Origin of the sequence: Comamonas testosteroni TK102 (genome assembly GCF_000739375.1) — a bacterium.
In the GTDB taxonomy this organism is placed as follows: Bacteria; Pseudomonadota; Gammaproteobacteria; order Burkholderiales; family Burkholderiaceae_C; genus Comamonas; species Comamonas brasiliensis.
Window position 1 is genome coordinate 5,887,007 of the sequence record NZ_CP006704.1, and the last position, 26,955, is coordinate 5,913,961.

Below are 26,955 nucleotides of genomic sequence, written 5' to 3' on the forward strand. Positions count from 1 at the left end.
GCTTCTGGCGTCATGGGAATTGCGGACCTGGCAAGCCACTGCAAGCGCTTCAAATTACCAGTTTTCAGTGATAGGCAAACCACTGGATCTCGGTGACAGTACGCCACAATATCAGCGGTACCCCACACAATATGGCAGAGACATTCTCCCTACCCACCGAGTCCATCCTCCCCAGCCCCTTGCTCGTGGTGGAGGATGAGCCGCTGATCCGCAACAGGCTGGAAAGCATTTTGCGCGGCCTCGGGTATGCGGATGATGCTCTCATTTTTTGCGCAACCCTGAAACAGGCACGAGCGCAGCTGGCGGAGCATCCGGTGGCCATGGCGCTGGTGGACCTGGGGCTTCCCGACGGCAGCGGCATCGACCTGATCAGCCAGCTGCGTGCCGCAGACCCCGGCATGGGCATTCTGGTCATCTCGGCCTGGAGCACCGAGGACGCCATTCTTTCGGCGCTGCGCGCCGGGGCCAACGGCTATGTGCTCAAGGAGCGCGACGACCTGGAAGTCACGCTGTCCATCCGCAGCGTGCTGCGCGGCGGCGCCCCCATCGACCCGTTCATTGCACGGCGCATCATTGCCGAGCTGCAGCCGGCCCAGCCCACGGAAGCGCACAAGGCGATGCCGCCCGAGGCCGTACTCAGCACCCGCGAACTCCAGATCCTCAAGTTGGTGGCCGATGGCATGACCAACAGGGAGATCGCAGAGTCGCTCTTTCTCTCGCGGTACACGGTGGAATGCCATGTGAAAAACATCTACCGCAAGCTGGCCGTGCCTTCCCGCACCAAGGCGGTCAGCGAGGCCCGTGCGCGCGGTTTGCTGATCTGAATGCCCGAGCGGACGGCTCTCATGCTCCGCCTGATATTTGCGCTCATCCTGGGATGGAGCTGCAGCATGGCCTGGGCACAGGAGGCCAAGCCTCAAGACCTGCGCTGCGAGCCCCGCATCGTGGCCCGCCAATCGGCCAAGGCTTTTCCCGAAGGCCCTCCGCCCGATGCAGCCCTGCTGCAGTGGGTGGATGTGCCGCCGCTGGACGATTGGAGTCAGCGCTGGCCCGGGTATGACGGCGCCGCCTGGTACCGCATCGACTGGGAAAGCCGCTGCGGGCACGACCAACCTGTGGCTCTGGCCGTCATCAATATGGTGATGGCAGGTGAGGTGTTCGTGAATTCGGAACTGATCTGGCGCGACCAGTCGCTGGTGGAGCCCCTGAGCCGCAGCTGGAACATGCCGCGCTACTGGCTGCTGCCCAAGGCACTGCTCAAGGAGCAAGGCAATAGCATCTGGGTGCGCATCCATGGAATCAGCAGCCAGACGCCGGGCCTGGGACGGCTGCGCCTGGGAGACCCCGCCGAGCTGGAGCAATGGACGGCACAGGCCACCTGGAGCCTGCGCACCATCTATGTGGTCTGCATCACGGTCAGCCTGGTGCTGTGCCTGCTGTTTGCATTTGCCTGGCTACACCATCGCTACCAGAAACTCTATGGCTGGTACGCACTCAATCTGCTGTGCTGGGCACTGATGCTGTGCTTCATCGTCATGACGGATCCCTGGCCCTTTGCCAGCACGCAGGCCTTCGCCCGAGGCAATTTGCTGATTTTCATCGCCTTTACCTACACGTTCTGCATTTTTGCGCTGCGTTTTGCCGATTTAAGCCTGAAAAAACTGGAGCGCACGCTGACCGGACTGTGCAGCCTGTGCGCCGTGTTCGCCCTGACCGTGCCCGAGGCACAGATGGCGCTGAGCCAGGCCATCTGGCTGCTGATGTTCTGTCTTTGCGCTCTGGTCTGCCTGCTGTTTCCGCTGCGTGCGCTGCAGACGCGCACGCCGGCCCACATCATTTTCAGTCTCTGCTTCGTGCTCTACCTGGCCATCGGCGTGCACGACCTGCTGCTGCTGACCAAGGCCCTGGATCACAATCTGACGCTGATTCCCTACACCACCTTGATGAGCATGCTGGTGATCGCCTGGTTGCTGGGGCGACAGATCGTCAAGAACATGCGCCACATCGAGCGCTTCAATCACGAGCTCAGCCTCACGGTCACCCAGGCCTGCGATGACCTGAGCCAGACTCTGGAGAGAGAGCACCACCTGGCTCTGAGCCACTCGCGCCTGCAGGAGCGGCTGCGCATTTCCCAGGATCTGCACGATGGGCTGGGAGGCTCTCTGGTGCGCTCCATTGCGCTGGTCGAGCAAAGCAGCACTCCTTTGCCCAATGCCCAGGTGCTGTCCATGCTCAAGCTCATGCGTGACGACCTGCGCCAGATGATTGATACCGGCACCAGCGCCGCCATCCAGGTTCCCGAGACACCCGTGCAATGGCTTGCACCGCTGCGCCACCGCTTTGCAAGGCTGTTCGAGGAGCTGGACATTCAGGTCAAATGGAGCCTGCCCACCTACTGGGCTCACGCGCCCAGCCCCATCCAGTGTCTGACGCTGACCCGTGTGCTGGAAGAGGCTTTGACCAATGTCGTCAAGCACAGCCGCGCCAGCCAGGTAGAAGTTCGGCTGGAGATTCCTGATTCCAGGGAGTTGCAGTTGCAGATCGAGGACAACGGCACAGGCTTTGACCTCGACAGCACCCAGATCAACAGCATGGGCGTGGGCATGCGCAGCATGCTGGCGCGTTTGGAGCGCCTGCAGGGCACTCTGGTCATACAGTCCCGCCCCGGTCGCACCGAGCTGCGCGCCAGCCTGCCGCTGCTCGGCAAGGTGCAACGCCACACCGAGGTACAGAGTGCCATGCCGACGGCGCAGAGCGTGCTGTAACTGCGCTAAGCTTTCTGCATGCCCCTGCTTATCGACGGAACACCGCATGAAGACGGCATCTTCACCCTTCAACTGACGTCAGGTGCACCGCACAGACTCAAAACCAGCCCCGGTCAAGGCAGTCTGAGCCTGGGTCCCGAGAAGCTGCTGAAAACCGCCGACCTGCGGCTGCCGGTCGACGCCTGCGTGCTCTGGCACTGCTTTGACCCGTTTGCCACGCCTGCCGGCTCGCCCTGGCCGCGCAGCTTCTACTACACGGGCAATGACCACGGTTTTTTCACATGGGCGCAGTTGCGCCCTATCGAAAACTTCAGCTGGTACCCGCAGCTGCAGCAAGACGTGCATATCGACGCCAGTCAGTCACAGATTCGCGAGCTGAGCATTCATCTGCAGGCCGGCCATCAAGGCCATATCCACCTGAAGCTGCCGCAGCAGGGCATGCACCTTCATCTGCAGGGCAATCTGGAGCAAATCACCGTCACAGCAGGCCTGCCTGAAAGCCTGAGTTTGAGCCCGGCCACCAGCAAGAACCCGGCCGACAAAGCCTTCCAGCTGCCCGACATGGGCAGCCTGAAACAGGTCGGTACGCTGGAGCTGCGCAACGGTGCGGGTAAGCAAGCTGTTTCGCTGCAGAATCTGCTGCAATTTTCGAAGCTGGATTCGCTTTCCCTGTGGGGGAATCACAGCGACCTGGCCCAGCTTTCTTCATGCACGCAGCTCAGGACGCTAGCACTGCGTTTTATGCGCCATCTGTCGGAGCTTCCAGCGCTGCAAGTCTGGCCGCAACTGGACTCCTTCATCGCCTACAACGTTGAAGAAGCTGCCGGAAAACGCCTGCGCCAGCAGCTCAAGGAGCGCACCAAGTCACGACCCTGGGCCGACTACACATCCGTCAGCCAGCTACGCAAGCCCGAATGGTGGACCAAGGAATATGGGCGGCCATTTGCAGGCTGGGCCGCAGCCCGCGCCAGGATCGCGCATGCAGCTTACGACCTGGCCGAACAGGAGATCGGCGCGGCCAGCAGCCTTGCCCATGTACAAGCTGCACTGACGACCTTTACCGCCCGCTTCAACACGGTCAAAGGCATTGAGACCAGCGAACGTGAAGACCTGGGACTGGCCGTGCAGCAGCTGGCACAACTGCCTGCGGCGCTGGCCCTGAAGCTGACGCATGAGCAGGCCGGGCAATGGTTTGACCAGAACCGCGATTACTAGCGTTACCGAGCGGCTGCGGGATCGACCTGCGCAATGATGCCGCCTCCCAGGCAGACATCGCCGTCATAGAGCACGGCGGACTGACCAGGGGTGACAGCCCATTGCGCTTCGGGAAAGTCCAGGCGGAAGCCCGCCTCGGAAGCCTGGGAAATCAGCGCCGGGGAATCCGGCTGGCGGTAGCGGGTCTTGGAGCCGTAGGCCTTGCCCTGTGCCGGGGCATGGCCGGCCACCCAGCTGACCTGATCGGCCAGCAGCGCATGCGACAGCAGCAGCGGATGGTCATGGCCCTGCACCACGCGCAGAATGTTCTTGTCCATTTCCTTGCGCGCCACAAACCAGGGCGCATGGTCGCCCGCACCACGGGCTGCACCCTTTTCCTTGACGCCGCCAATGCCCAGACCCGAACGCTGCCCCAGCGTGTAGAAGGACAGGCCCACATGCTTGCCCAGCTTGCGGTTGCGGTCGTCCAGGATCGGTCCCGGCTCCTTGCTGATGTAGCGGTTCAGGAAGTCGCGGAACGGGCGCTCGCCGATGAAGCAGATGCCCGTCGAGTCCTTCTTCCTGGCATTGGGCAGGCCGATCTCCTCGGCAATGCGGCGCACCTCGGTCTTGTGCAGCTCGCCCACGGGAAACATGGCCTTGGACAACTGGGCCTGGTTCAGCCGATGCAGAAAATAGCTCTGATCCTTGCTGCTATCCAGGCCCTTGAGCAGCTCGAACAGCTGGGTGGACGGATTCTGGCGCACACGTGCGTAGTGGCCGGTGGCTATCTTCTCGGCGCCCAGACGCATGGCATGGTCGAGGAAGGCCTTGAACTTGATCTCCGCATTGCACAACACGTCCGGATTGGGCGTGCGACCGGCCTGGTACTCGCGCAGGAACTCGGCAAACACCCGATCCTTGTAGTCGGCGGCGAAGTTCACGTGCTCGATCTCGATGCCGATCACGTCGGCCACGGCCGCCGCATCGACGAAATCGATATTCGACGAGCAGTATTCGCTGTCGTCGTCATCCTCCCAGTTCTTCATGAAGATGCCGACGACCTCGTGGCCCTGCTGTTTGAGAAGATAGGCGGTGACGGCGGAATCCACACCGCCCGACAAACCCACCACGACACGCTGCTTGTTGCTCATAGGTATGCGATTATCCCAGCGCCCGTCAACTGCTGCGGGCGTGAGGATTTGCCATGGAACTGCGCCAGCTGCGCTACTTTGTACGAATTGTTGAACTGGGCTCCATGAGCCGGGCAGCGCTGGATCTGGACATGGTGCAGTCGGCTCTGAGCCAGCAGATCAGCCGCCTGGAGTCCGAACTCTCGACCCGGCTGCTGCAGCGCACACCGCGCGGCGTCATCCCTACCGAAGCCGGCCAGGCCTTTTTCCACCAGGCCCAGCTCACCCTGCGCCATGCCCAGCAGGCCATTCACGCGGCCCAGCAGGCGCGGCTGTCGGGCGCCGTCAGCATGGGCCTGTCGCCCACGATTGCGAATGTGCTGGGCCTGCCGCTGATGCGCGCCATGCGCGAGCGCTACCCCGAAGTGCGTCTGCACATCGTGTCTGCGCTGTCAGGACATCTGACCAGTCTTCTCAACGCCCGACAGCTGGACCTTGCCATTCTCTTTGATACACAGAATGCACGGCGCTGGAGCGTGATGCCGCTGCTCGAGGAGCAGCTGTTTCTGATCCAGTCTCGCCAGCAGCCTGTGGCGCCGCAAATCCAGCATGCCGCACCCATCAGCCTGGAGCTGCTGCAGCAAGTGCCGCTGATCCTGCCCTCGGGCAGCCACGGCCTGCGCAGCTCCATCATGGCCTCGTTCACCAGTGCCGGTTTCCAGTCGCAGATGGCCATGGAAATCGACTCGCTGTCCCTGCTGATGGAAGCGGTCGCAGCCGGCATGGGGGCCACGGTCCAGCCCTGGTCGGCCATGGGCATGTACCGCGATGCGGCCGAGCGTTTCCAGTGGTCACAGATCGCCGATGACTCGGTGCGGCGCAAGGCCGCGCTGTGCAGCCTGTCGGACGACGAGCTCTCGCCCGCTGCCCTGGCCGCACGCGTGGTGCTGATGGACTGCGCGCGGCAGCTGGTGCATTCCGGAGTCTGGCGGGGAGCATCGCTGACGGACTGAGTCCTCATCTTCCGGACAGGGGATGAATGCGAAGCTGGCCGGCCATAGGCGATGCCGGGACATCAAGGCTCAGGCCTTACGTAATTTCCACAGCAACTTTGTTGCCATGTGAAGCTCATACCTCATGGCAAACCTAGATCTTCATTACAACATTGCTGTTGCGCCCCCTGGGCCGCATCTCGACATCCAACTTGCACCACGCCGACGGCGCCAGCCTACAGCGGGTGCGAGTGCGCTTTTTTAATATGAGCCTTGCCTCGTGCTGGATGTGAAGTGCGCTTCAGGACAGCCAGCCAAAACCAAGGTTCATTTATGACATCTCTAGATATTCAGCTGCTGCTGACCGCACTGGTCAGCGTGTTGGTGCTGGTCGCCTTGATTGTTTCGCGCATCAAGCTGCATCCGCTGCTGGCCCTGCTCATCGTCTCGGTCGGCGTCGGCTTTGCCACCGGCATGGATCCGGAAACCATCGTCAAGCAACTGACCAACGGCGCGGGCAAAACGCTGGGCGCCGTAGGCGTCGTGATCGCGCTGGGCGCCATGCTGGGCAAGATCCTGGCCGATGCCGGCATCACCGAGCAGATCGCCGAAGCCATTCTCAGGCACTCCTCCGATCGCATGATCCCCTGGGCCATGACCCTGGTGGCCTTCATCGTCGGCATCCCGATGTTCTTCGAAGTCGGCCTGGTGGTCATGCTGCCGCTGATCTTCAGCGTGGCGCGCAAGCTGGAGGGCCAGGCACGCTTCAAGGGCTCGGCCTATGTCTACGTCGGCGTGCCCGTGATCTCGGCACTGGCGGCCATGCACGGCATGGTTCCGCCCCACCCAGGCCCCCTGACCGCCATCGCCACCCTCAAGACCACGGTCGGCCCGACCATGCTGTACGGCTTTCTGGCCGCCATACCGGCCATGGTTCTCGGCGGCCCGCTCTATGGCGCCTTCATCGCCCCGCGCATGAGCACCAAGCCCGACCAGGCCTTGCTCGACCAGTTCACCATCACCGAGAAAGCCGCTGCCGGCCCGCAGCCCAGCATCGCCCTGGGCGTGCTGGCGGCCCTGCTGCCCGCCATTCTGATGCTGATCCATGCCGTCGCCGAAATGCTGCTGCCCAAGGACGCGGCAGCCATGCATGTGGCCAGCTTTCTGGGCAATCCCCTGATCGCCATGCTGCTGGGCGTGCTGTTCGCCATCGTGGCCCTCGTCATGGTCCGTGGCGGCGACACCGAAAAGCTGCGCGACGCGCTGGGCAAGAGCCTCAAGCCGATTGCCTCCATCATCATGATCATTGCCGGCGGCGGCGCCTTCCAGCAGATGCTGACCAGCGCCAAGGTCGGTGATGCCATCGTCCATCTGACCCAGCAGTTCGCCTTCCCGCCGCTGATCCTGGGCTGGCTGATCGCCATGCTGCTGTCCGTCTCCACCGGCAGCGCCACCGTGGGCATCGTGGGCGCTGCCGGCCTGCTCGCGCCGCTGGCGGGGGCCGACCCCAGCCTGAACCTGCCCCTGTTGGCCCTGTCCATCGGCTGCGGCTCGCTGTTCTTCAACTATGCCAACCACGCCGGCTTCTGGATGGTCAAGGAGTCCTTCGGCATGACCATGGGCGAAGCCACCAAGACCATCTCGGTCGTGCAGTCCATCGTGGCCGTGGTGGGCCTGGTCATGGTGCTGCTCTTCAACGCGCTCGTCACCGTGCATTGAGGCTGGCCGTCCAGGCCACACCGGGGCCGCAGCGCAGCGGCCCTGGTGCCTGCCGCCGGGGCTGCAGCCTGTGGCGCATGGCCGCATCGCGCCGGCTCTCGTCTGCGGCACAACCACTCCATCACGATTGGTGATACCCCCATCCCCTCGGCCCGCTGCACGGGTGAGGCGGTGCTCACTACAGTGGCGTTCAACTCCAATCTGACCCTGTCAACCGCGCTCCGGCAGCGGAAATGACAGAGGACATCCACCCACGTTGAACCGCTGCAGGCATCGCCCCGTGGCAGCCCATCATGAAAACTGAAGCCTTTGACACCGATGTACTCGTCATCGGTGGTGGCAATGCCGCCCTCTGCGCCGCGCTGATGGCGCGCGAAGCCGGCAGCCGCGTGCTGCTGCTTGAATCCGCTCCGCGCGCCTGGCGCGGCGGCAACTCCGGCCACACCCGCAATCTGCGCTGCATGCACGACGCTCCCCAGGACGTGCTGGTCGAGGCCTATCCCGAAGAAGAGTACTGGCAGGACTTGCTCAAGGTCACGGGCGGCATCACCAACGAGCATCTGGCGCGCATGGTGATCCGGGCCTCCTCGACCTGCCGCAACTGGATGCGCAGGCATGGGGTGCACTTCCAGCCGCCGCTGTCGGGCGCGCTGCATGTGGCGCGCACCAATGCCTTCTTCATGGGCGGCGGCAAGGCGCTGGTGAACGCCTATTTCCGCAGCGCTGAAAAGCTGGGCGTGGAAATCCGCTACGAGTCGCCCGTGGACAAGCTCGAAATCGAGAACGGCCGGTTCCAGGCTGCCTGGGTCAAGACCAAGGATGGGAGCCAGCGCATCACGGCCAAAAGCTGCGTGCTGGCGGCGGGCGGCTTCGAGTCCAACCGCGAATGGCTGCGCGAGGCCTGGGGCCAGAACGAGCGCGGCGAATGGCCGGCAGACAACTTCATCATCCGCGGCACGGCCTTCAACCAGGGCGTGCTGCTCAAGCACATGCTGCAAGAGCAGCACGCCGACGGCCTGGGCGATCCCACGCAGGCGCACATGGTGGCCATCGATGCCCGCGCTCCGCTGTACGACGGCGGCATCTGCACACGTATCGACTGCGTCTCGCTGGGCGTGGTGGTGAACCGCGATGCCCAGCGCTTTTATGACGAGGGCGAGGACTTCTGGCCCAAGCGCTACGCGATCTGGGGCCGTCTGGTGGCCCAGCAGCCCGGCCAGATCGCCTACTCCATCATCGACAGCAAGGCCATAGGCCGCTTCATGCCGCCGGTGTTCCCCGGCGTGAAGGCCGACTCCCTGCCCGAGCTGGCACAGAAGTTGGGTCTGGACATGGACACCTTCATGGCCACGCTCGATGCCTACAACAGCAGCTGCAAGGTCGGCCATTTCGACCATACCGCGCTGGACGACTGCCACACCGAAGGCCTGGCTCCGGCCAAGACACACTGGGCTCGCCCGCTCGATACCGGCCCCTACTACGGCTATGCGCTGCGCCCCGGCGTGACCTTCACCTATCTGGGCCTGAAGGTGGACGACACATCCGCCGTGCGCTTCAAGGACCAGCCCAGCCAGAACCTGTTCGTGGCCGGCGAAATGATGGCCGGCAATGTGCTGGGCAAGGGCTACACCGCCGGTGTGGGCATGTCGATCGGCACGGCCTTTGGCCGCATTGCCGGACGCAATGCCGCGCTGGCTGCCGCTGGCAAAGCCGCTATCCGTGGCGCAGTGAAAGACTGAAATGAAACACCCCCTGAGCGGCTTCGCCGCTTCCCCCTCTCTCTTTGGGAGGGGGACAACGCCCTCGCTGCGGGGCGGCCCTTGCTCGGCGTCTCTGACTTGGACCACGCCAGTTTCAAGTGATGCGAATCACGCCCAACGTCATTGATACTGACATGCAAACCCTGAAATCCCTGCAAGAACTGGGCAAGGAAGCCCGGACCCTGGCCACCGGCAAGGTCATCCCTATCCTCCCTGCCCCAACGGAAACCGCTGCCGAAAGCGAAGTGGCGCGTGTGATGCAGATCTGCAATGCCTGCCGCTATTGCGAAGGTTTCTGCGCCGTGTTCCCGGCCATGACGCGCCGTCTGGAGTTCGGCAAGGCCGACGTGCATTACCTGGCCAATCTCTGCCACAACTGCGGCGCCTGCCTGCACGCCTGCCAATACGCACCGCCGCACGAATTCGGCATCAACATTCCCAAGGCCATGGCCGAAGTGCGCGGCCAGACCTATGCCGACTATGCCTGGCCGCCCGCCATGGGCAAGCTGTACCAGAAGAACGGCCTGACCCTGTCCCTGGCACTGGTCGCCGGTCTCTTCCTGTTCCTGGCGCTGGCCGTCGCCGCGCAAGGCGGCATTGGCCAGCTGTGGAACGGCAATCTGGACAACAACTTCTACAACCTGTTCCCGCACAACCTGCTGGTCGGCATCTTTGCGCCGGTGTTCCTGTTCGTGGTGTTTGCGCTGTCCATGGGCGTGCGCCGCTTCTGGAAGGATGTGAAGCCCGCCACCAGCCATGTGGATGTCAGCGTCCCGGCCGCTGCCGAAGCCACGCAGGACGTGCTGCGCCTGAAATACCTGGACGGCGGCCATGGCGACGGCTGCCACAACGAGGACGACGAGTACACGCTCAAGCGCCGCCGCTTCCACCACCTGACCTTCTACGGCTTCATGCTGTGCTTTGCGGCCACGGGCCTGGCCACGGTCTATCACTATGTCTTCGATCTGCCTGCGCCCTACGAGCTGCCCAGCCTGCCCAAGATTCTGGGCGCCCTGGGAGGCGTGAGCCTGATGACCGGCACGGCCGGCCTCTGGATGCTGAACCGCGCCCGCCATCCGCTGCATGGCGATGTCAAGCAAAAGCCCATGGACCTCGGCTTCATCGCCCTGCTGTTCCTGGTGGCCGCCAGCGGCCTGGCGCTATGGCTGGGCCGCGCCACGCCGGCGCTGGCACTGCTGCTGTGCCTGCATCTGGGCGCCGTGATCGCGCTGTTTGCCACCCTGCCCTACGGCAAGTTTGCCCACGGCGTGTTCCGCACGGCTGCGCTGCTGCGCCACAACACCGAAAAGCGCGAGCCCAGCCCCATCGGCCTGGGCGCTGATTGAGCGAAGTCCCATGACAGGCACGCCCGCCGTGCCTGCTTTCAAAAAAATCAGCCGGAATACCGGCATTCCTTTCCGACCAAGGAGACATCCCATGATGAACAAACGCCATTTCCTGCGCGCCACGGCCGTGGCCGCCTGCCTGCTGAGCCTGGGCTCGGCGGCGCAGGCCGCCCCTGACTGGCTGCCCAACAAGCCCGTGACGCTGGTCGTGGGCTTTGCTGCAGGCGGCGCCGCCGATGCGGCGGCGCGCATGATTGCCAAGAAGCTCGGCGAGAACATCGGCCAGACCGTGGTGGTGGACAACAAGGGCGGCGCGGGCGGCAATATCGCCCACCAGTTCGTGGCCAAGGCACCTGCCGACGGCTCGGTGCTGCTGTTCGGCTCCATCGGCCCGCTGACGATTGCGCCCCACATCATGAAGGTGGGCTACAACCCCTTCAGCGATCTGGCGCCCATCTCGGGCGGCGTGAACTTCCCCAATGTGCTGGTGGTCCACAAGGGCGCCGGCGTGAAGAACCTGGCCGAGTTCGTGGCCAAGGCCAAGAAGAGCCCCGGCAGCGTGGACTATGTATCGACCGGCGCGGGCTCGGCCTCGCACCTGGCGGGCGAGCTGTTCAACCAGCGCGCCGGCGTGGAGATGGTTCACGTGCCCTACAAGGGCGGCGCACCGGCCCTGCAGGACCTACTGGGCGAACGCGTCACCTCCTACTTTGCCGCGCCCCCGACGGCCCTGCCGCATGTCGAGACCGGCAAGCTGATTCCGCTGGCCACCACGGGCCTGACGCGCCCCGCCTACATGCCCAATATTCCCACCGTGGCCGAAGCCGGCTATCCGGGCTTCGAGGCGCTGAACTGGTATGCCTTCGTCGCCCCCGGCAAGACCCCCACGCCCGTGCTGGAGCGCTGGAACCAGGAGATCGTCAAGGTGCTCAAGGACCCCGGCGTGGCCGAGGCGCTCAAGGTCCACGGCCTGACGCCCCAGCCCACGACGCGGGCCGAGTTCGCGGCCTTCATGAAGAAGGAATACGAGCAATGGGGCAAGGTGGTCAAGGAACGCAAGATCACCCAGAACTGAGGATCAAAGCCACGCGCGCCGATAGCGCAACGCGAGGATCTTCAGCGATCCAGGTCAGGGACGGCGAGCCAGGGCCTCGCCGGCCGCACCTCGCCGGTCGCACCGCCCCGCAGCGAAGCCGTCGTCCCCTCCCGCGAAGCGAGAGAGGGCGCCGTGCAACGGGCGCCGTGCCACGGGGGAAGCCGCGCAGCGGCTCAGGGGGTGATGGGCTTTTTCTCCACGGGAGCCGCAAAGCCCACGCACAGACGGTTCCAGACATTGATGCAGCCGATGGCGTAGCTGAGCTCCACGATTTCGCGCTCGCTGAAGTAGGGGCGCAGGGCCTCGAAGTCCTGCTGCCCGGGATGGGCCTGGCTCAGCTGGGTGCAGCGCTCGGCCCAGTTCAGCGCGGCGCGCTCGCGCATCTCGAACCAATCCACCTCGCGCCAGACCACCACGCTGTTGATGCGCTGCAGGTCCTCGCCGCGCGACAGCAGCTCGCGCACATGCATGTCCACGCAGAAAGCACAGCCGTTGATCTGCGAGACGCGCAGATAGACCAGCTCCAGCAGCTGCACACCGAGGCTGGAGCGCGCGATCTGGGCGTTGAGGCCGGCCTGCGCCTTGTAGAGCTCGGGGGCCAGCGCACGGAAGTCCAGGCGCGGCGTGGGGATGGCGATAGGGTTGGCGATGTCGGCCATGTGAATACTCCTTGAGGGACATTGCAGGCCCGCCCCTGCGGCCGGCCCATACCTCTTAGACGCGGCAGCGGTGCGGTTTGTGACAGGCATCGTGATCCATCGCCGGACCATCAATAAACATAGCTGCCATCGCTCACCAATAAACAAACTCAGCAATAAAACTATCTGAAACTGTTTATTGACTTGCGGTAGCAGCTATTGTTTTTTAGCTTTCTCCGACGGACATCGCCCATCAGGCCGCAGGCAATCAGGCAGCCGGCACCAGCACGCGGGTCAGCTTGTCCGGATTGCGCAGCGTGTAGATGCGCCGGATCAGTCCGTCCTCGACCAGCAGCGTCTGCACCGACTCCACCTGGCCGTCCACACAGCGCACCAGACCCGGCAGGCCGTTGACCCGCGCCAGATGCAGGGTCTGCTCCTGCCCGTCGCGGCGCAGACGCCGGGCCGTGGCGAAGTACAGCAGCGCCAGGCGGCGCCCGGTCTCCAGCACGCGGCCAAAGGATGCCACCTTGCCGCCGCCGTCGCTGATCAGCGCGGCATCGGGAGCGAAGAGCGCCTGGATCTGCGCCAGATCGCCGCCCCGCGCAGCCTGGGCAAAGCGGCGCAGCAGCTCGGCATGGGCCTGTGCGGGCGCCTCGAAGCGCGGCCGTCCGGCCTTCACATGGGCTCGCGCGCGATGCACCAGCTGGCGGCAGGCAGCCTCGCTGCGGCCCAGCGCCTGGGCCACTTCGGCATAGTCGGCATCGAAGACCTCACGCAGCAAAAAGGCCGCGCGCTCCTCGGGCGTCAGCTGCTCCAGCACGAACAGCAGCGCCGTGGAGACATCATGGGCCTGCTCCAGCAGCTCCTCGGCCGAGGGTGCGGCCTCGGTCCAGGGCTGGACCAGCGGCTCGGGCAGCCAGAAACCCGCATAGTGCTCGCGCTCCACGCGCAGACGCCGCAGCCGGTCTATGGCCAGCCGCGTGGCCGTGGTCACCAGCCAGGCCTCGGGCTGGGCAATGGCGGCGCGCTCGCTGTCCTGCCAGCGCAGCCAGACATCCTGTACCAGATCCTCGGCCTCGGCCCGCTGGCCCAGCATGCGATAGGCCAGCCCGAACAGGCGCGGGCGATGGCGCTCGAAATCCTGCAGTCCCGCATCGGCGGACGGCGCAGCGTGGGAAGTGGGGCTCACGTGATGTCTCCTGCAAATAGGCCAGGGGCCAGCCACCCAGTGTGACAGGCACCAAGCCCTAGACGCAGAACGCACATCTTTTGTGACAACGCTGCCAAAAACTGGCGCACTCCGAGTCAGGGACGGCAAGCAAGGGCCGCCCCGCAGCGAGGCCGTTGTCCCGTTGCACGTCACCCCTTGGGGGAAGCTGCACAGCCGCTCAGGGGGACCTCAATAAGCCACCGCGCACCCGTCCTTGCGCGGATCGGAGCCCGCGATGTAGTGTTCGCCGTCGCGCAGCACCAGCTGGGCGCCGCCAAAGGCGAACACGCCATGGCCGGCCTCGACGCTGACCTCATGGCCGCGTGCGCGCAGCTGCTCAACCACGGCGGCATCGAAGGACGGCTCCACGGCCACGCCCTTGCCGCCGGTCACGCGCCAGCGCGGTGCATCGGCCGCAGCCTGCGGGTTCTGGCCGTAGCGCAGCACGCGCAGCGCCATCTGCAGATGGCCCTGGCTCTGCATCGGGCCGCCCATGACGCCGAACGCCATTTGCGGCGTGCCGTCGGCATGCATGGCAAAGGCCGGAATGATGGTGTGCGAGGGGCGCTTGCGCGGGCCGACCTGATTGGCATGACCGGCCTCGGTGGTAAAGCCGTGGCCGCGATTCTGCAGGCTGATGCCCGTGCCCGGCACGACCACGCCCGAGCCGAAGCCCATGTAGTTGGACTGGATGAAGGAGACCATCATGCCGCTGGCATCGGCCGCCGCCAGGTAGACCGTGCCGCCGGGACGGGGCGCGCCGCAGCCCGGGGCACCGGCGCGCGTCGGGTCTATGAGACTGGCGCGTTCGCGCAGGTACTCGCGGTCCAGCAGTTGTGCTGGGGTAACGCGCATATGGTCCAGGTCGGCGTTGTACTGGTGTAGGTCGGCAAAGGCCAGCTTCATGGCCTCGATCTGCAGATGCACGCTGTCCACGCCGTCCAGCGGCTGCGATCCGATCGGATCGCCACCCGCACCCAGCTCGTCGAGCATGCCCAGCGCCATCAGCGCCGCAATGCCCTGGCCGTTGGGCGGAATCTCGTGGATCACCGAATCGCCGAACTTCTGCGACACCGTTCCCACCCAGTCGGCCTGGTGCGCGGCCAGGTCTTCCTCGCTCATCACGCCGCCGCAGGCCCGCGAATGCTCGAGCATCTTTCTGGCCAGCGCACCGCGGTAGAAGGACTCGCCCATGGTCTCGGCGATCTCCTCCAGCGTGCGCGCATGGGCTTCGCTCCTGAACACCTCACCGGCCCGGGGAGCGCGGCCGCCAGGCAGAAAGCACTCGGCAAAGCCGGGCTGGTCGCCCAGTTTCTTGCCGCCCAGCTCCCACAACGTGGCAATGGTGGGCGAGACTGCGAAACCGTTGCGCGCATAGTCGATGGCGGGCCGGGCCACCTGGGCGAAGGGCAGCTTGCCGAAACGCTTGGACAGCGCCACCCAGGCCGATACGGCACCGGGCACGGTCACGGCATTCCAGCCCTTCTCGGGTATGCCGCCGAGCTGGGCAAAGTAGTCGGGCGTCCAGCCCGCAGGCGAACGGCCCGAGGCGTTGAGGCCGTGCAGCTCCTTGCCGTCCCAGACGATGGCAAAGCCGTCACTGCCGATGCCGCAGCCCGTGGGCTCGACCACGGTCAGCGTCATCGCCGCAGCCAGCGCCGCATCCACGGCGTTGCCGCCGGCCTGCAGCATGGAGAGGCCGGCCTGCGCTGCCAGCGGCTGCGAGGTGCTGACCACATTGCGCCCCAGCACCGGCGAGCGGTGCGAGGCATAGGGAAGCGTCCAGTCCTTGACGAGGTTGGTCATATCTAAGTCCGATCAGTGATTCATGGGCGCCGCGCTTAACGCTTCAAGCTGACGCGCCCCAAGCCAGAGGCGTCGAGCAAGGGCCGCCTCACGGCGGAGGCGCCTAGCCGAGGATGCCGTCCCCCCGGCGCACAGGGGGTTGCATATGTCATTCCAAAGTAATGTGGTTGTCCCTGATGACCTTGGCCCAGCGCGCGCTGTCGGCCTGCACCATGGCGGCGAACTGTCCTGGCGTCTGCGGCCTGGCGGGCTCCACGCCCTGCTTGGCCAGACTGGCGATCACCTCGGGATTCTGGATGGCGCGGTTGAAGGCCTGGTTGATCCTGCCGACCAGCTCGGGCTTCATGCCGGCCGGGCCGTAGACACCGAACCAGGTGACCGAGGAATAGCCTGGCAGGCCCGATTCGGCCACCGTGGGCAGATTCGGAGCCAGTGTGCTGCGCCTGTCACCGGTCACGGCCAGGGCACGCAGGCGGCCGCTGGCCACATGGGGCATGCCCGTGGGAATGGAGTCGAACAGCAGATGCACCTGGCCTGCCACCAGATCGGTGATCGATTGCGCCGTGCCCTTGTAGGGCACATGGGCGATCTGTATTCCGGCCTGCGCAGCAAAGGCTGCGGTGTTCAGGTGCACGATGGTGCCATTGCCGCTGGTGGCGTAGTTGAGCTTGCCGGGATTGGCCCTGGCATAGGCAATCAGCTCCTGCACGCTCTTGACCGGCAGCGAGGGCGTGACCAGCAGCACGCTGGCCGCGTCCGCCGTATGCGCGATGGGACTGAAGTCCTTGTCCGCCTTGTAGGCCAGCCTGGGCATCAGATGCGGCGAAATCGCATGCGTGCTGCTGGTGGTGAACAGCAGCGTGTAGCCGTCGGCCGCCGCCTTGGCGGCCTCGGCCGTGCCTATGGTCCCGCCGGCGCCGGGCCGGTTGTCGATGACCAGTTGCTGGCCCAGCTCCTGCGACACACGCTGCGCGATCACGCGTGCCACCAGATCGGTCGCGCCGCTGGCCGGAAACGGCACGATCACGCGCACCGGTCGGCTGGGCCAGGCGGCCTCGCCCTGGGCCAGGGCCGGCAAGGCCAGCAGGCCACCGGCCAGCGCCGCTGCGGCATGGAGCCACTGGCGGCGCGTCGTTGAAACAGTAAACCGTGCCCGCATGGCAACTCCCGGTGAAATGGCAGCTTGTTCGAAAAGGGGCGCCGCTGCCCGGCAACCATCCAACGGTACATCTTAGAAAGCCGAGGCATTTGCCGCTATCGGCAAATTTGCAAGCCATCATTGCCAAAACAGCAAACCGAGCACAATGGCGGTTTGCTTTCACCGACTGCCATGCCCGAGTCCCGCCACTTGCTGCTCCAGGACACCGCGCTGCGCTACTTCCACGAAGTCGCGCAATGCGGCTCGCTGACCGAGGCTTCGGCAAGGCTGCATGTGGCGGCCTCGGCCATCAGCCGCCAGATTGCGGCATTGGAGGCACGCCTGGGCACGCCGCTGTTCGAGCGCCATCCGCGCGGCATGGTGCTCAACGCTGCCGGCGAGATCCTGGCCGATCATGCGCGCCGTGCGGGACTGGACGCGGAGCGCGCACTGGACGAGATCAAGGCCTTGCAGGGCCTGCGCAGCGGCAAAGTGCGCATCGCCAGCTCCGACGCCTTCGCCAGCGAATTCCTGCCGCGCCTGTGCGCGGCCTTCCAGCGCGAGCACAGCGGCATCGTCTTCGAAGTGACGGTGCTTCCCACGCACGAGGTTTCCGGTGCCGTGCGCACCGGCATGGCCGACATAGGCCTGTGTTTCAGCCGGGCCCCCGAGCCCGGCATCGCCGTCGCCTGCCGCGTGGCCGCGCCCGTGCTGGCGCTGGTGGCATCCAGCCATGAACTGGCACATGGGCGCAGTGTGTCACTGGCCAGGCTGGTGCGCTACCCGCTGGCACTGACGCCACCCAGCACTGCCGTGCGCCAGTTGCTGGATGCCGCCTGCAGCCGCCAGGGACTGATGCTGGCGCCGGCCCTGGAGAGCAATCATGGCAAGACGCTGCTGAACTTTGCGGCCCAGGGTGCGGCGGTTGCCGTGGCCAGCGAAATCGCCGCCCGCGACATGGTGGCCACAGGAGCGCTCGTGGCCGTACCGCTCAGCGATCGCGGCATGGATCTGCGCGATATCGAGGTGCAGACCCTGGCCGGCCGCACGCTGCCGCATGCGGCGCAGTCCTTTCTGGAGCTTTTGCAGTTGCGCCTGCCCGCCGCCTGGTGATACGGCGGCCGCTCGCGCCGACTCAATCCGCCTTGGGGCGCAGCACCAGCCAGAGCGACAGCGCAATCAGCCCGCCACCCATGGCATGAGCGACGGTCAAGGATTCATCGAGCAAGGCCCAGCCCCAGAGCACGGCAAACACGGGCACGATAAAGGTCACGGTCAGCGCCTTTTGCGGGCCTTCATCGGCAATCAGCCGGAAATAAAGCACATAGGCCAGAGCCGTGCTCAGCAAGCCCAGCAGCGCCACATTGCCCCATGCCAGCAGCGGAGCGGCCTCCAGCCTGGCCAGCATGCCGGGCTCCAGCGCCATGTCGATGAGCAGCGCCGGCGTCAGCACCATCAGCGCGCCCAGCTGGCTGATGAAAACGGCAGCACGCGTGTCCACGGACGCATTGGCCCCCGCCAGCCTGAGCGTCAGATAGCTGGAAAACGCATAGCAGACCGTGGCCACAAAACAGGCCGCCATACCACCCAGCACGGCTGTGCTGAGATCCAGTGGCCCGGCCTGGGCCAGCACCGCCACGCCGCCAATCCCCAGCAGCACAGCAGCCACACGCGCGGGCGTGATCGCCTCGGCAAACACCAGCGCCCCCACCACGGTGGCCACCAGCGGCGTGGTGGCATTGAAGATGGCGCTATAGCCCGATGGCAGCACCTGGGCCGCCAGCGCGTACATGAGAAAGGGGATGCCGGAATTGATGACGCCCAGCCCCAGCAAGGGCCACAGATGACGCCCGATCCTGGGCCGGTAGCCCATGGCAAACAGCGCCGCGCCAAGGCCCAGCGCCGAAAACAGGCCGCGCCCGACGGCCGTGGGCACGGCCCCCAGATGGGGCACGGCCACGCGCATGAATAAAAAACTGCCGCCCCAGAGGGCGGCCAGTGTCATGAGTCGGATCAGGCTGGCTACAGACATACAGGGCATTGTGCACAGCCCCGGCCTTCACGCCTGTCACAACTGCCGCACGCGAATATCAGTGAATCTGCACCAGCACATCGTCCAGCGTGGCACCGGCCTCTGCGGGCACCGGGCGCGTGAGCTGCGGCACCTTGTAGATGCTGGCATCGGCATGGATCAGGCCTATGTCATAGCGCTGGCCGGCCAGATAATCGCCCACCGATTCCAGCACGATGAGGCTGCGGTGCAGATGCTCGGTGGCCCGCAGTTCGTCGAGCGAGAGCCAGACGCTGCGCACGATGCCGTCGTCCAGATGGCGCTGGGCATGGTGCATGCCCAGATCGCCCGTGAAGGCAAAGCGCAGATAGGTGATGTCCGAGCCCGTGCGCGTGCGCACAAAGCGGTTCATGTAGATGCCGACCAGGGCCGTGGGCGTGAAACTGTAGGCTGTCTCTTCCATGACTTCGCGCACACAGGCATCGACAGGGCTTTCGGAAGGGTCGAGATGACCGGCCGGCGTGTTCAGACGCAGTCCATCCGCCGTTTGTTCTTCCACCAGCAAAAAACGGCCATCGCGTTCGATGATGGCCGAGACAGTCACATTGGGTTTCCAGCGATTGGGCATGGCCGGCATTATCCTTGCCCCGAACCGACGATGTGTCAGATAAATCCCACCATATAGAGCGCTCCTTCGCCGTAACTGGCCAAATGTTGCTGCTGCGCAGCATTTGTCACGGATTCGACCTCATAGCCTTGACGCTCCCAGTAAAGCCGTGATCCCTGCACCGAAACCAGTGCCGTGCGCTGCACGCCGCGCGCTCTGGCCTGCACCTTCAGGGCCTGCACCATGCGCCGCGCCAGGCCCTGGCCGGCTGCAGCCTCGGACACGGCCATATCGTGCAGATAGAGCACGCTGGCGTCGTCATATTCGGCAAAGTCGCCGTTGAGCGGCGTGATGGCTCCGGGGCGCGACCAGTACGCTGCCAGATAGGCCACCAGCTCGCCCTCCTGCTCTGCCGCCCAGGAACAATGCCCGGCCGTGCGCAAACGGCGCACAAACACCTCGCGCGGCTCGGCAAAGTCCGCGCCATAGCAATGCTCCTGTATGCGCATCACGGCATCCACATCGTCCGCGCCCAGCGCGCGCAGCAGGATTGGCATCGATCCGGACATCAAAAACTCTCAAATCAATAGCTGTCAACGATTGCCAGTCAATGGCTGACGGCCAATTTCAATCAAAATCCGGCACATAGCTTAGCAAGCCGTTCATCCCACAGCAGTCTGTAGGCGCTATCGCAATGGTAATGATTCTCAATTGGAAACTCGGCGCCATCCTCCCTACCATTCATTCATCGTTCAGGGAGAAACAGATGACACGCTTGATCAAGACATTGCGCCAGAACCAGCTCACGCTGACCAAGACGGCCAGCTATTACGTGATCCACATCACCGTGGCAGCCTGCGTTGCCTATGCCGTGACCGGCAATCTGATTGCCTCGCTGACGCTGAGCCTGCTGGAGCCCACGGTCCAGGCCTTTGCCTTCTTCTTCCATGAAAAAATCTGGGAGCGTCGCTTGAAGAAACGCGAGCAGCAAGCGCTTGCCGGACAGGCGCTGAGCGCCTGAGAGCCGCCTATGAACGCCGACCACCCCACCACTTTTGCGCAATGGCTGCTGCGCTCCCTGGCCACGCTGGGCGACTGCAACGGCCATCTTCGCGGCCTGTAGAAATCATGTGCACAAGCCTTTTGATAAACCATGGATGGACATTGAATATCCCAGGCTCTTTGTGAATTTCTGATCACTCACGCCAGAAAATCATCCGAGCCTGGATCTCCAGGATCGGAAAATCCTGTGGATAAGTCATGCGAAACATGCCAATTCGGACTCGCATCCATGGGTTTGCGGCTATTTGCCAAACCGGGCCCAAGGCCAACAATGGCCGGGAATCCAAGGAGTTCCCATGCAGCTTGCAGACCGCCAGACATCCGCAGACCTCTCCCGCCACGACGAACAATGGCTGAGCGCCCACTGGATGCCGTTCACCGGCAACCGCAACTTCAAGGCCAGGCCCCGCATCATCACCGGCGCACAGGGCGCCTACTACAGCGATGCCGACGGCCGGCGCATTTTCGATGGCCTCTCGGGGCTGTGGTGCTCGGGTCTGGGCCATGGCCGCCGCGAGATCGCCGAGGCCATTGGACAGGCCGCGCTGCAGCTCGATTACGCTCCCGCCTTCCAGTTCGGCCACCCGGCTTCGTTCGCGCTGGCCAACCGCATCGTGGCACTGATGCCCCAGGGGCTTGGGCATGTGTTCTTCACTGGCTCGGGCTCGGAAGCCGCCGACACCTCGCTGAAGATGGCGCGCGCCTACTGGCGCGCCAGGGGCCTGGGCAGCAAGACCCGACTGATCGGACGCGAGAAGGGCTATCACGGCGCGAACTTCGGCGGCATCTCGGTCGGCGGCATGGGGGGCAACCGCAAGATGTTCGGCCAAGGGATCGAAGCCGACCATCTGCCGCACACCCAGCCGCCACCGGGTTCGTTCTTCAAGGGCCAGCCCCAGACCGACGGACGCGCCCTGGCAGACCGGCTGCTCGATCTGATCGCCCTGCATGACGCCAGCAATATCGCCGCCGTGATCGTGGAGCCCATGTCGGGCTCGGGCGGGGTGGTGATTCCGCCCGCCGGCTATCTCCAGCGTTTGCGCGAGATCTGCACCCAGCACGACATCCTGCTGATCTTCGACGAGGTCATCACGGGCTTTGGCCGCCTCGGAGCAATGACGGCGGCCGAGGCCTTTGGCGTGACGCCGGACATCATGAATATCGCCAAGCAGGTCAGCAACGGCGCCCAGCCGCTGGGAGCCTGCGTGGTCTCGCCCGCCATCTATGAGCAGTTCATGGCGGCCGGAGGGCCGCAGTACATGCTGGAATTTGCCCACGGCTATACCTATTCGGCCCATCCCGTGGCCTGCGCGGCAGGCATTGCGGCACTGGATCTGCTGGAGCGGGAAGACGGCCCAGGCCGCGTGCGCTCGCTGGCCCCCTTCTTCGAGCAGGCCGTGCACAGCCTCAAGGGCGCCAGGCATGTGCTGGACATCCGCAATATCGGCCTGGCGGCGGGCATCACGATCGCCCCCCTGCCCGGCGAGCCCGCCAGACGCCCTTACGAGATCGCCATGAAATGCTGGGAGGCCGGCTTCTATGTGCGCTACGGCGGCGACACGATTCAGCTGGCACCGCCGTTCATCAGCGAGCAGGCCGAGATCGAGCGGCTGATCAACGCACTCGGCGATGCGCTGCAGGCCACCGATTGAACTATTAAATCAATAGCTTCAATCGCTTATCCCAAAAGCGATTGAAGCTTTTTTTACCTATTTTCAGGAAAGCTGTGCCGCCAGGGCTTCGAATTCGCCGACCGGCACTTCCTCCGCGCGGCGCTGCAGATCGAACTCGCCGGTAAAGCCCTTGGCTTCCAGCCACTTGCCCAGCGTGTTGCGCAAGATCTTGCGGCGCTGGCTGAAAGCGACCTGCACCATCTCTTCCAGCAGCTTGGGATCAAGATCCGCAGGCTGCTCGCGCGGAATCATGCGCACCACGGCACTGTCCACCTTGGGAGGCGGATTGAAGCTGCCCGGCGGCACGAACAGCACATCCTCCATGGCGTAGCGCCACTGCAGCATCACCGACAGGCGGCCGTAGGCCGAGGTACCGGCGTCGGCCACCATGCGGTCGATGACTTCCTTTTGCAGCATGAAGTGCTGGTCCTGCACCACATCCACCTGCTCCAGCAGATGAAAAAGAATGGGGCTGGAGATGTTGTAGGGAAGGTTGCCGACAACGCGCAGCTTGGCCACGCCCAGACGTGCAGCCAATGCACGGAAGTCCACCTTGAGCACATCGGACTCGACCACATCGAGATCGTCGCGCAGCCGCAGACGGGCCGCCAGGTCGCGGTCCAGCTCGATCACGGTGAGCTTGCCCAGGCGCTCAACCAGGGGCTGGGACAGTGCCATCAGGCCGGGGCCGATCTCGACCATGGGTTCGCCCGCCTTGGGGTCGATGGCCTGGACGATGTTGTCGATGATGGCGCCGTCGGTCAGGAAGTTCTGGCCAAAGCGCTTGCGGGGAATATGTTTCATGAATGCGAAAGCGGTGCCAGGGCACCGCTTGGAATGGGGGGGAGCTCCGATGCCCGGTGCGCAATGATGACATTACCGGGCACTCAAGCGGATTGAGTGGGCTTATTGGGGTGGTTCGCGGTATTCCACAAAGGCCTTGCCACGCAGCTCCTTGAGCCAGGTTTCGTAGTCCTGCTCGGCCTTGCGCTCGCGCACCACATTGCGCACCATTTCGCGCTGTTCGCGTTCGGTGAGCTTTTCCTGGCGGCGCTCGATCAGCTGAATCAGGTGCACGCCGAAACGCGACACCACGGGGTTGCTGATCTGGCCGGGCTGGAGGCTGTCGAGCACGCGCTCGAACTCGGGCACGAACTGGCCGGGCGAGGACCAGCCCAGATCACCGCCATTGCGGGCGCTGCCGTCCTTGGAGAACTCCTGCGCCAGTTGCTGGAAGGTGGCCTGACCGGCTTCCACGCGGCGCTTGTAGTCCTCCAGGCGCTTGGCCGCCTGCGCTTCGGTCATGCCCTCGCCCACGGTCAGCAGGATATGGCGGGCGTGATTCTGCGTGATGTACACGGGCGCACCGGACTGGGACTTCTCCAGCACCTTGAGCACGTGGAAACCGGCCCCCGAACGGAACGGGCCGACGATGGCGCCGACCGCGGCATTGCCCACCTGCTGGACGAACAGTTCGGGGTAGTCGCTCATGGCGCGCATGCCCATCGCGCCGCCGCCCTGGCCATTGGGCACATCCGAGAACTCGCGCACGGCAGCGATGAAGTCGGGGTTCTTGCGCGCCGCTTCTGCGGCCTGCTTGGCCCTGGCCTCGCGCTCCTCCACCACGGCCGGGCTGGCGTTTTCAGGCACGGTGATCAGGATATGGCCGAGATTGGCCGCGGCACCCGCAGCTGCCTCGCCGGGGCGCTTTTGCTCCTTGAGATAGCGGTCGATGTCGGCTTCCGTGACCTTGACGCGGCCGTCCACGTCACGCTCGCGCACGCGCTGCATCAGCATCTGGCTACGGATTTCCGCACGGAACTGCGCTTCGGAAATGCCTTCTGCCTTCAGGCGCGACACCAGGCCGGCCCTGTCGGTACTGTTCTGGCGAGCCACATTGGCCACGGCCTGGTCCACGGCCAGGTTGTCGACATTGATGCCCGTGTCCCTGGCTTCCTGCAACTGCACTCGCTCGACAATCAGGCGCTCCAGCACCTGTCGGGCCAGCTCGCTCTGGGACGGAAGCTGGCCGCCCTGCTCGGTCACGTTCTGCGCCACGCGCGCCATGCGCGCACGCACCTCGTTGTTGGTGATGGGCTCGGAATTGACCACGGCCACGATGTAGTCGGCCGAGCGAACCCCCTGCGCGGCTGCCGGAGCCTGGCGTCCCGAGGGCTGTGCCGTGGCTTCCAGTGCGCGCGAGACGGAGGAGTCATTGCCGGCCTTGGCCTTGCTGCCGGGGCTCTTCAGACCCTGGGCCTGCACACCGGCGGCCATTACAGCCAGTGCCACGGCAACAGCACATGCATTGGATGTCTTGGAGAAAAAACGCATGAAAAAAGCCTTGATTAATCGTAATTGGTAAAGCGGCTGGGCGGAGTCACCGCCTCACGCAAATATTGGTAGCGCGGCACATTCTGCTTGAGACTGGAGGTGGGGTCGGCACCAAAGCTCAGGCGCGAGAAGCCCACGAACTCCATCTGGAACAGCAGACGCAGATTGGACTGGATGACCGAGCTTTGCAGACGCTCCAGCACCACTCGGCCAATCCAGCAGCAACCGTCGTATTCGAAGCCGACCACGGTATCCACCAGCTTGTTGTCCTTGATGGAGTAGTTGAGGCGGCCCACGGCATACCAGCGGCCGCCGCCCTGGCCGCGACCGGCGCCCAGATCCTTGCCCTTGTCACCCCAAAGGTCGTTGATGGGCCATTGCCAGCCCACATCCACCAGCTCGCTGGACGGCTTCTTGGTAACCGTATCCAGCTGCGTGCGGTAGCCGATGTTGAAGGTACGATAGTTGCCCGGGCTGTAACGCGCGGTGGCCGTGGTACGGACCGTGCGGTTCAAGTCCTTGTTGTACTGGGTCGTGCCTTCCAGAGACCACTTGTCGGTCCAGTTGAAGGCCGCGCCCAGCAAGATGTCGGAAAGCTTGCTGGTGGCGGCCACCTCTCCGGGCAGCAGCACGCGCTGGTCGGACAGGCGCACGCGCTGGGCCACGGCGAACTTGAGCTTCTCGGCACCGCTTTCGGGGTCGATGAAGCGCGAAGTCGCGCCCAGGGTCACCAGATGGTTGTCGGCAATGCGGTCCTGACCTACATAGTCGTTCTCGGAAAAAATACTCGCGAAGTTGAAGTCGCTGCGCCCCGTGTCATAGAGCGGCAGCATGCTCTGGTCGCGATAGGGTGTATAGGTATAGAAGGCCCGGGGCTCGAAGGTCTGCAGCAGGTTCTTGCCGAACCACGAGGTGTCGCGCTCGAAGATCAGGCCGCTGTCCAGGCTGAAGGTGGGCCGAGTGCGGTTGGCGCTCTTGCTGCCGTTGCTCATCAGCTGATCGGTCTGATACATGGCCGTATGCAGCATCAGCTTGGGCGTGATGAAGGCACCGGGCGACAGGAATGGCCGGCTCAGCTGCGCCTGCACATAGCTGCGCTGGCCGTTGTTGCCCACCTGACCCGTGATGGGGCGAATCAGCTCGAAACGCGTGGTGTCTGCCACCACGGAGAAGTCCAGCCCATGCGGCAGATCCAGCGGCGTATAGCGGTACTGCAGCTGCGGCACCATGCTGTAGGGCGGCGCAATCGGCGAGGTTACATCCTGCTGCACCTGATAGCGCAGCACATTGAGGCTCAGCACCCCATCGCCCTTGGCCCAGCTCAGATTGGCCGTGCTGGGCAGCAGGCGCTGGCGCAGCGTCACGGGAGACAGACGGAAGTCACGCCAGTAGTCACCGTCGCTGACGCGGTTCAGATTGAGGTTCAGCCCCAAACCGCCAATCGGCGTGTCGAAGTTCGTACGGTGCTGCCAGGAATAGCCCCAGCGATCCCGGCTGCGCAGATTGTCGCCCGGCATGTAGCTGGCATAGGTCTCGCCCGAGTAGCTGGGCTCCAGATAGCGGAACTGTCCCGTCAGGTTCACGCCGCGCTTGGTCATCAGCGTGGGCGTGATGGTCATATCGCGGTTGGGGGCGATATTCCAGTAATAAGGCTGCGAATACTCGATACCGCCGAGCTTGTCCATGCCTATCATGGGCGGCAGCAGGCCCGATTTGCGCTTGTCCGAGAGCGGAAAGCTCATGCGCGGCACGGGCAGGACGGTCACGCCCTTGAACTTCAGGGACGCGCCCTCGGCCACGCCCACCTCTTCGGCCATGTCCAGATGAATGGTCTTGGCTTCCAGCACCCAGGCCGGCTCCCAGCTGGCCTCGTCATCGCGCTGGCAGGTGGTGTAGGTGGCGTCATGGACCACCGAACGGTTTTTGTCGATGAAATCCACGCGCGACGACTCGCCATGGCCGCCGGTGGCCAGAAAGCGATAGTTGGCATTGTCGAACTGGCCCTTGAAGGCATCCATCTGCAGGTCCAGCGCCGTGCCCTCGTAGACATTGCCGGCCTGGTTGATATGAACCGAGCCCACGGCGTTGATCCTGTCATCCGGAACCGCGTAGTCCAGCTTGTCCGCACGGATCATGGTGTCGCCACGGCGCAGCTCGGCCTCGCCATGGACCGAGGCCTTGATATCGGGCTGGCCGGAGAGGCTGTCACCCTTGATATAGATGGGCTGCTGGTCGCGCACCTCCTGCGGGTAGCTTTCCTGCAGCGCGCTGCTGGACTTGAGTTCCAGGGCGGGCAGCTCGCCCGCGACGCGGGAAGAGGACGATCCGCTCGTTTCGGCAGACTGGGCATGGGCCTGCATGCCAGCGCCCGCCCATGCCAGTGCCACAGCCCATGCCAGAGGACGAATCACCGGCCGGGCGGTTCCCGCCCGCATCGGACGGGCAGAGCGGACAGGTAGGAAATCTCG

General features: G+C 64.5%; 22 protein-coding genes. 11 read left to right on the plus strand and 11 right to left on the minus strand.

Annotated elements, in window-relative coordinates; translation table 11 throughout:
- Positions 1-131 precede the first annotated feature (131 nt).
- From O987_RS26745 to O987_RS26755, 3 genes are read left to right on the plus strand one after another with little or no spacing between them, the layout of a single operon-like run.
- Entirely contained in the window at positions 132-824 is a 693-nt protein-coding gene (locus tag O987_RS26745; RefSeq protein ID WP_003060270.1) for a LuxR C-terminal-related transcriptional regulator, read from the plus strand.
- Positions 825-2,765 (plus strand): ATP-binding protein, encoded by a 1,941-nt coding sequence (locus O987_RS26750; protein ID WP_043375804.1) that lies wholly within the window; start codon positions 825-827, stop codon positions 2,763-2,765. It begins immediately after the preceding gene.
- Between the two features lie 18 nt (positions 2,766-2,783).
- On the plus strand, positions 2,784-3,980 hold the full coding sequence (locus tag O987_RS26755) for a hypothetical protein (protein ID WP_003060264.1): 1,197 nt from the start codon (positions 2,784-2,786) through the stop codon (positions 3,978-3,980).
- A gap of 2 nt (positions 3,981-3,982) precedes the next feature.
- Here O987_RS26755 and mnmA read toward each other — a convergent pair whose 3' ends face one another.
- Positions 3,983-5,113, minus strand: coding sequence for a tRNA 2-thiouridine(34) synthase MnmA (gene mnmA / locus O987_RS26760; protein WP_043375806.1), 1,131 nt, complete (start codon positions 5,111-5,113; stop codon positions 3,983-3,985).
- A 53-nt stretch (positions 5,114-5,166) separates the two neighbouring features.
- Between mnmA and O987_RS26765 the strand changes: the two genes are divergently transcribed.
- From O987_RS26765 to O987_RS26785, 5 genes are all read left to right on the plus strand, one after another.
- A complete protein-coding gene (locus O987_RS26765) occupies positions 5,167-6,105 on the plus strand; it encodes a LysR substrate-binding domain-containing protein (protein WP_003060259.1) in 939 nt (312 codons plus the stop codon).
- A gap of 312 nt (positions 6,106-6,417) precedes the next feature.
- Positions 6,418-7,803, plus strand: a complete 1,386-nt coding sequence (locus O987_RS26770) for a GntP family permease (RefSeq protein ID WP_003060256.1) — start codon at positions 6,418-6,420, stop codon at positions 7,801-7,803.
- 293 nt (positions 7,804-8,096) lie between these two features.
- Positions 8,097-9,542 carry an FAD-dependent tricarballylate dehydrogenase TcuA gene (tcuA, locus tag O987_RS26775; RefSeq protein ID WP_003060253.1) on the plus strand — a complete coding sequence of 482 codons (1,446 nt, stop codon included), beginning with the start codon at positions 8,097-8,099 and terminating at the stop codon, positions 9,540-9,542.
- Positions 9,543-9,697: 155 nt separating this feature from the next.
- On the plus strand, positions 9,698-10,909 hold the full coding sequence (tcuB, locus tag O987_RS26780; protein WP_043377077.1) for a tricarballylate utilization 4Fe-4S protein TcuB: 1,212 nt from the start codon (positions 9,698-9,700) through the stop codon (positions 10,907-10,909).
- A gap of 91 nt (positions 10,910-11,000) precedes the next feature.
- Positions 11,001-11,984 (plus strand): Bug family tripartite tricarboxylate transporter substrate binding protein, encoded by a 984-nt coding sequence (locus O987_RS26785; RefSeq protein WP_080731617.1) that lies wholly within the window; start codon positions 11,001-11,003, stop codon positions 11,982-11,984.
- 194 nt (positions 11,985-12,178) lie between these two features.
- Here the strand turns inward: O987_RS26785 and O987_RS26790 are convergent, their stop codons facing one another.
- From O987_RS26790 to O987_RS26805, 4 genes are all read right to left on the minus strand, one after another.
- Complete coding sequence (locus O987_RS26790) at positions 12,179-12,664, minus strand: carboxymuconolactone decarboxylase family protein (protein WP_043375808.1); 486 nt, start codon at positions 12,662-12,664, stop codon at positions 12,179-12,181.
- A gap of 247 nt (positions 12,665-12,911) precedes the next feature.
- Positions 12,912-13,835: an RNA polymerase sigma-70 factor gene (locus O987_RS26795; protein WP_043375811.1), complete on the minus strand. Its 924-nt coding sequence runs from the start codon at positions 13,833-13,835 to the stop codon at positions 12,912-12,914.
- 210 nt (positions 13,836-14,045) lie between these two features.
- Positions 14,046-15,662: a gamma-glutamyltransferase family protein gene (locus O987_RS26800; RefSeq protein WP_043375813.1), complete on the minus strand. Its 1,617-nt coding sequence runs from the start codon at positions 15,660-15,662 to the stop codon at positions 14,046-14,048.
- A 148-nt stretch (positions 15,663-15,810) separates the two neighbouring features.
- A complete protein-coding gene (locus O987_RS26805; protein ID WP_019042673.1) occupies positions 15,811-16,821 on the minus strand; it encodes a Bug family tripartite tricarboxylate transporter substrate binding protein in 1,011 nt (336 codons plus the stop codon).
- Between the two features lie 171 nt (positions 16,822-16,992).
- Here O987_RS26805 and O987_RS26810 point away from each other — a divergent pair, with 171 nt between their 5' ends.
- Positions 16,993-17,913 (plus strand): LysR family transcriptional regulator, encoded by a 921-nt coding sequence (locus O987_RS26810; RefSeq protein WP_029158427.1) that lies wholly within the window; start codon positions 16,993-16,995, stop codon positions 17,911-17,913.
- Between the two features lie 22 nt (positions 17,914-17,935).
- On the opposite strand, the gene O987_RS26815 is transcribed toward O987_RS26810, so the two are convergent.
- Genes O987_RS26815 through O987_RS26825 form a run of 3 tightly spaced genes read right to left on the minus strand, consistent with a single transcriptional unit; the run spans position 17,936 to position 19,987 of the window.
- A complete protein-coding gene (locus O987_RS26815) occupies positions 17,936-18,832 on the minus strand; it encodes a DMT family transporter (RefSeq protein ID WP_043375815.1) in 897 nt (298 codons plus the stop codon).
- Positions 18,833-18,890: 58 nt separating this feature from the next.
- Positions 18,891-19,448 (minus strand): NUDIX hydrolase, encoded by a 558-nt coding sequence (locus O987_RS26820; protein ID WP_051962266.1) that lies wholly within the window; start codon positions 19,446-19,448, stop codon positions 18,891-18,893.
- A gap of 26 nt (positions 19,449-19,474) precedes the next feature.
- Entirely contained in the window at positions 19,475-19,987 is a 513-nt protein-coding gene (locus O987_RS26825; protein ID WP_043375817.1) for a GNAT family N-acetyltransferase, read from the minus strand.
- 197 nt (positions 19,988-20,184) lie between these two features.
- Here O987_RS26825 and O987_RS26830 point away from each other — a divergent pair, with 197 nt between their 5' ends.
- Complete coding sequence (locus tag O987_RS26830; RefSeq protein WP_019042669.1) at positions 20,185-20,439, plus strand: DUF2061 domain-containing protein; 255 nt, start codon at positions 20,185-20,187, stop codon at positions 20,437-20,439.
- A gap of 337 nt (positions 20,440-20,776) precedes the next feature.
- Positions 20,777-22,132, plus strand: coding sequence for an aspartate aminotransferase family protein (locus O987_RS26835; protein WP_043375819.1), 1,356 nt, complete (start codon positions 20,777-20,779; stop codon positions 22,130-22,132).
- A 63-nt stretch (positions 22,133-22,195) separates the two neighbouring features.
- Here O987_RS26835 and rsmA read toward each other — a convergent pair whose 3' ends face one another.
- From rsmA to O987_RS26850, 3 genes are all read right to left on the minus strand, one after another.
- On the minus strand, positions 22,196-22,957 hold the full coding sequence (rsmA, locus tag O987_RS26840; RefSeq protein ID WP_003060217.1) for a 16S rRNA (adenine(1518)-N(6)/adenine(1519)-N(6))-dimethyltransferase RsmA: 762 nt from the start codon (positions 22,955-22,957) through the stop codon (positions 22,196-22,198).
- Between the two features lie 102 nt (positions 22,958-23,059).
- Positions 23,060-24,487, minus strand: coding sequence for a peptidylprolyl isomerase (locus tag O987_RS26845; protein ID WP_043375821.1), 1,428 nt, complete (start codon positions 24,485-24,487; stop codon positions 23,060-23,062).
- Between the two features lie 14 nt (positions 24,488-24,501).
- A complete protein-coding gene (locus tag O987_RS26850) occupies positions 24,502-26,922 on the minus strand; it encodes an LPS-assembly protein LptD (RefSeq protein ID WP_200879634.1) in 2,421 nt (806 codons plus the stop codon).
- Positions 26,923-26,955 lie beyond the last annotated feature (33 nt).

Excerpts from the sequence above, each read along its gene's own strand:
- O987_RS26765 (WP_003060259.1), top strand. The coding sequence starts at position 5,167 with ATGGAACTGCGCCAGCTGCGCTACTTTGTACGAATTGTTGAACTGGGC.
- tcuB (WP_043377077.1), top strand. The coding sequence starts at position 9,698 with ATGCAAACCCTGAAATCCCTGCAAGAACTGGGCAAGGAAGCCCGGACC.
- O987_RS26815 (WP_043375815.1), bottom strand. The coding sequence starts at position 18,832 with ATGTCTGTAGCCAGCCTGATCCGACTCATGACACTGGCCGCCCTCTGG.
- O987_RS26830 (WP_019042669.1), top strand. The coding sequence starts at position 20,185 with ATGACACGCTTGATCAAGACATTGCGCCAGAACCAGCTCACGCTGACC.
- O987_RS26785 (WP_080731617.1), top strand. The coding sequence starts at position 11,001 with ATGATGAACAAACGCCATTTCCTGCGCGCCACGGCCGTGGCCGCCTGC.
- O987_RS26835 (WP_043375819.1), top strand. The coding sequence starts at position 20,777 with ATGCAGCTTGCAGACCGCCAGACATCCGCAGACCTCTCCCGCCACGAC.
- O987_RS26790 (WP_043375808.1), bottom strand. The coding sequence starts at position 12,664 with ATGGCCGACATCGCCAACCCTATCGCCATCCCCACGCCGCGCCTGGAC.
- O987_RS26755 (WP_003060264.1), top strand. The coding sequence starts at position 2,784 with ATGCCCCTGCTTATCGACGGAACACCGCATGAAGACGGCATCTTCACC.
- mnmA (WP_043375806.1), bottom strand. The coding sequence starts at position 5,113 with ATGAGCAACAAGCAGCGTGTCGTGGTGGGTTTGTCGGGCGGTGTGGAT.
- O987_RS26845 (WP_043375821.1), bottom strand. The coding sequence starts at position 24,487 with ATGCGTTTTTTCTCCAAGACATCCAATGCATGTGCTGTTGCCGTGGCA.
- O987_RS26810 (WP_029158427.1), top strand. The coding sequence starts at position 16,993 with ATGCCCGAGTCCCGCCACTTGCTGCTCCAGGACACCGCGCTGCGCTAC.
- rsmA (WP_003060217.1), bottom strand. The coding sequence starts at position 22,957 with ATGAAACATATTCCCCGCAAGCGCTTTGGCCAGAACTTCCTGACCGAC.
- tcuA (WP_003060253.1), top strand. The coding sequence starts at position 8,097 with ATGAAAACTGAAGCCTTTGACACCGATGTACTCGTCATCGGTGGTGGC.
- O987_RS26800 (WP_043375813.1), bottom strand. The coding sequence starts at position 15,662 with ATGACCAACCTCGTCAAGGACTGGACGCTTCCCTATGCCTCGCACCGC.
- O987_RS26750 (WP_043375804.1), top strand. The coding sequence starts at position 825 with ATGCCCGAGCGGACGGCTCTCATGCTCCGCCTGATATTTGCGCTCATC.
- O987_RS26745 (WP_003060270.1), top strand. The coding sequence starts at position 132 with ATGGCAGAGACATTCTCCCTACCCACCGAGTCCATCCTCCCCAGCCCC.
- O987_RS26805 (WP_019042673.1), bottom strand. The coding sequence starts at position 16,821 with ATGCGGGCACGGTTTACTGTTTCAACGACGCGCCGCCAGTGGCTCCAT.
- O987_RS26820 (WP_051962266.1), bottom strand. The coding sequence starts at position 19,448 with ATGCCGGCCATGCCCAATCGCTGGAAACCCAATGTGACTGTCTCGGCC.
- O987_RS26770 (WP_003060256.1), top strand. The coding sequence starts at position 6,418 with ATGACATCTCTAGATATTCAGCTGCTGCTGACCGCACTGGTCAGCGTG.
- O987_RS26825 (WP_043375817.1), bottom strand. The coding sequence starts at position 19,987 with ATGTCCGGATCGATGCCAATCCTGCTGCGCGCGCTGGGCGCGGACGAT.
- O987_RS26850 (WP_200879634.1), bottom strand. The coding sequence starts at position 26,922 with ATGCGGGCGGGAACCGCCCGGCCGGTGATTCGTCCTCTGGCATGGGCT.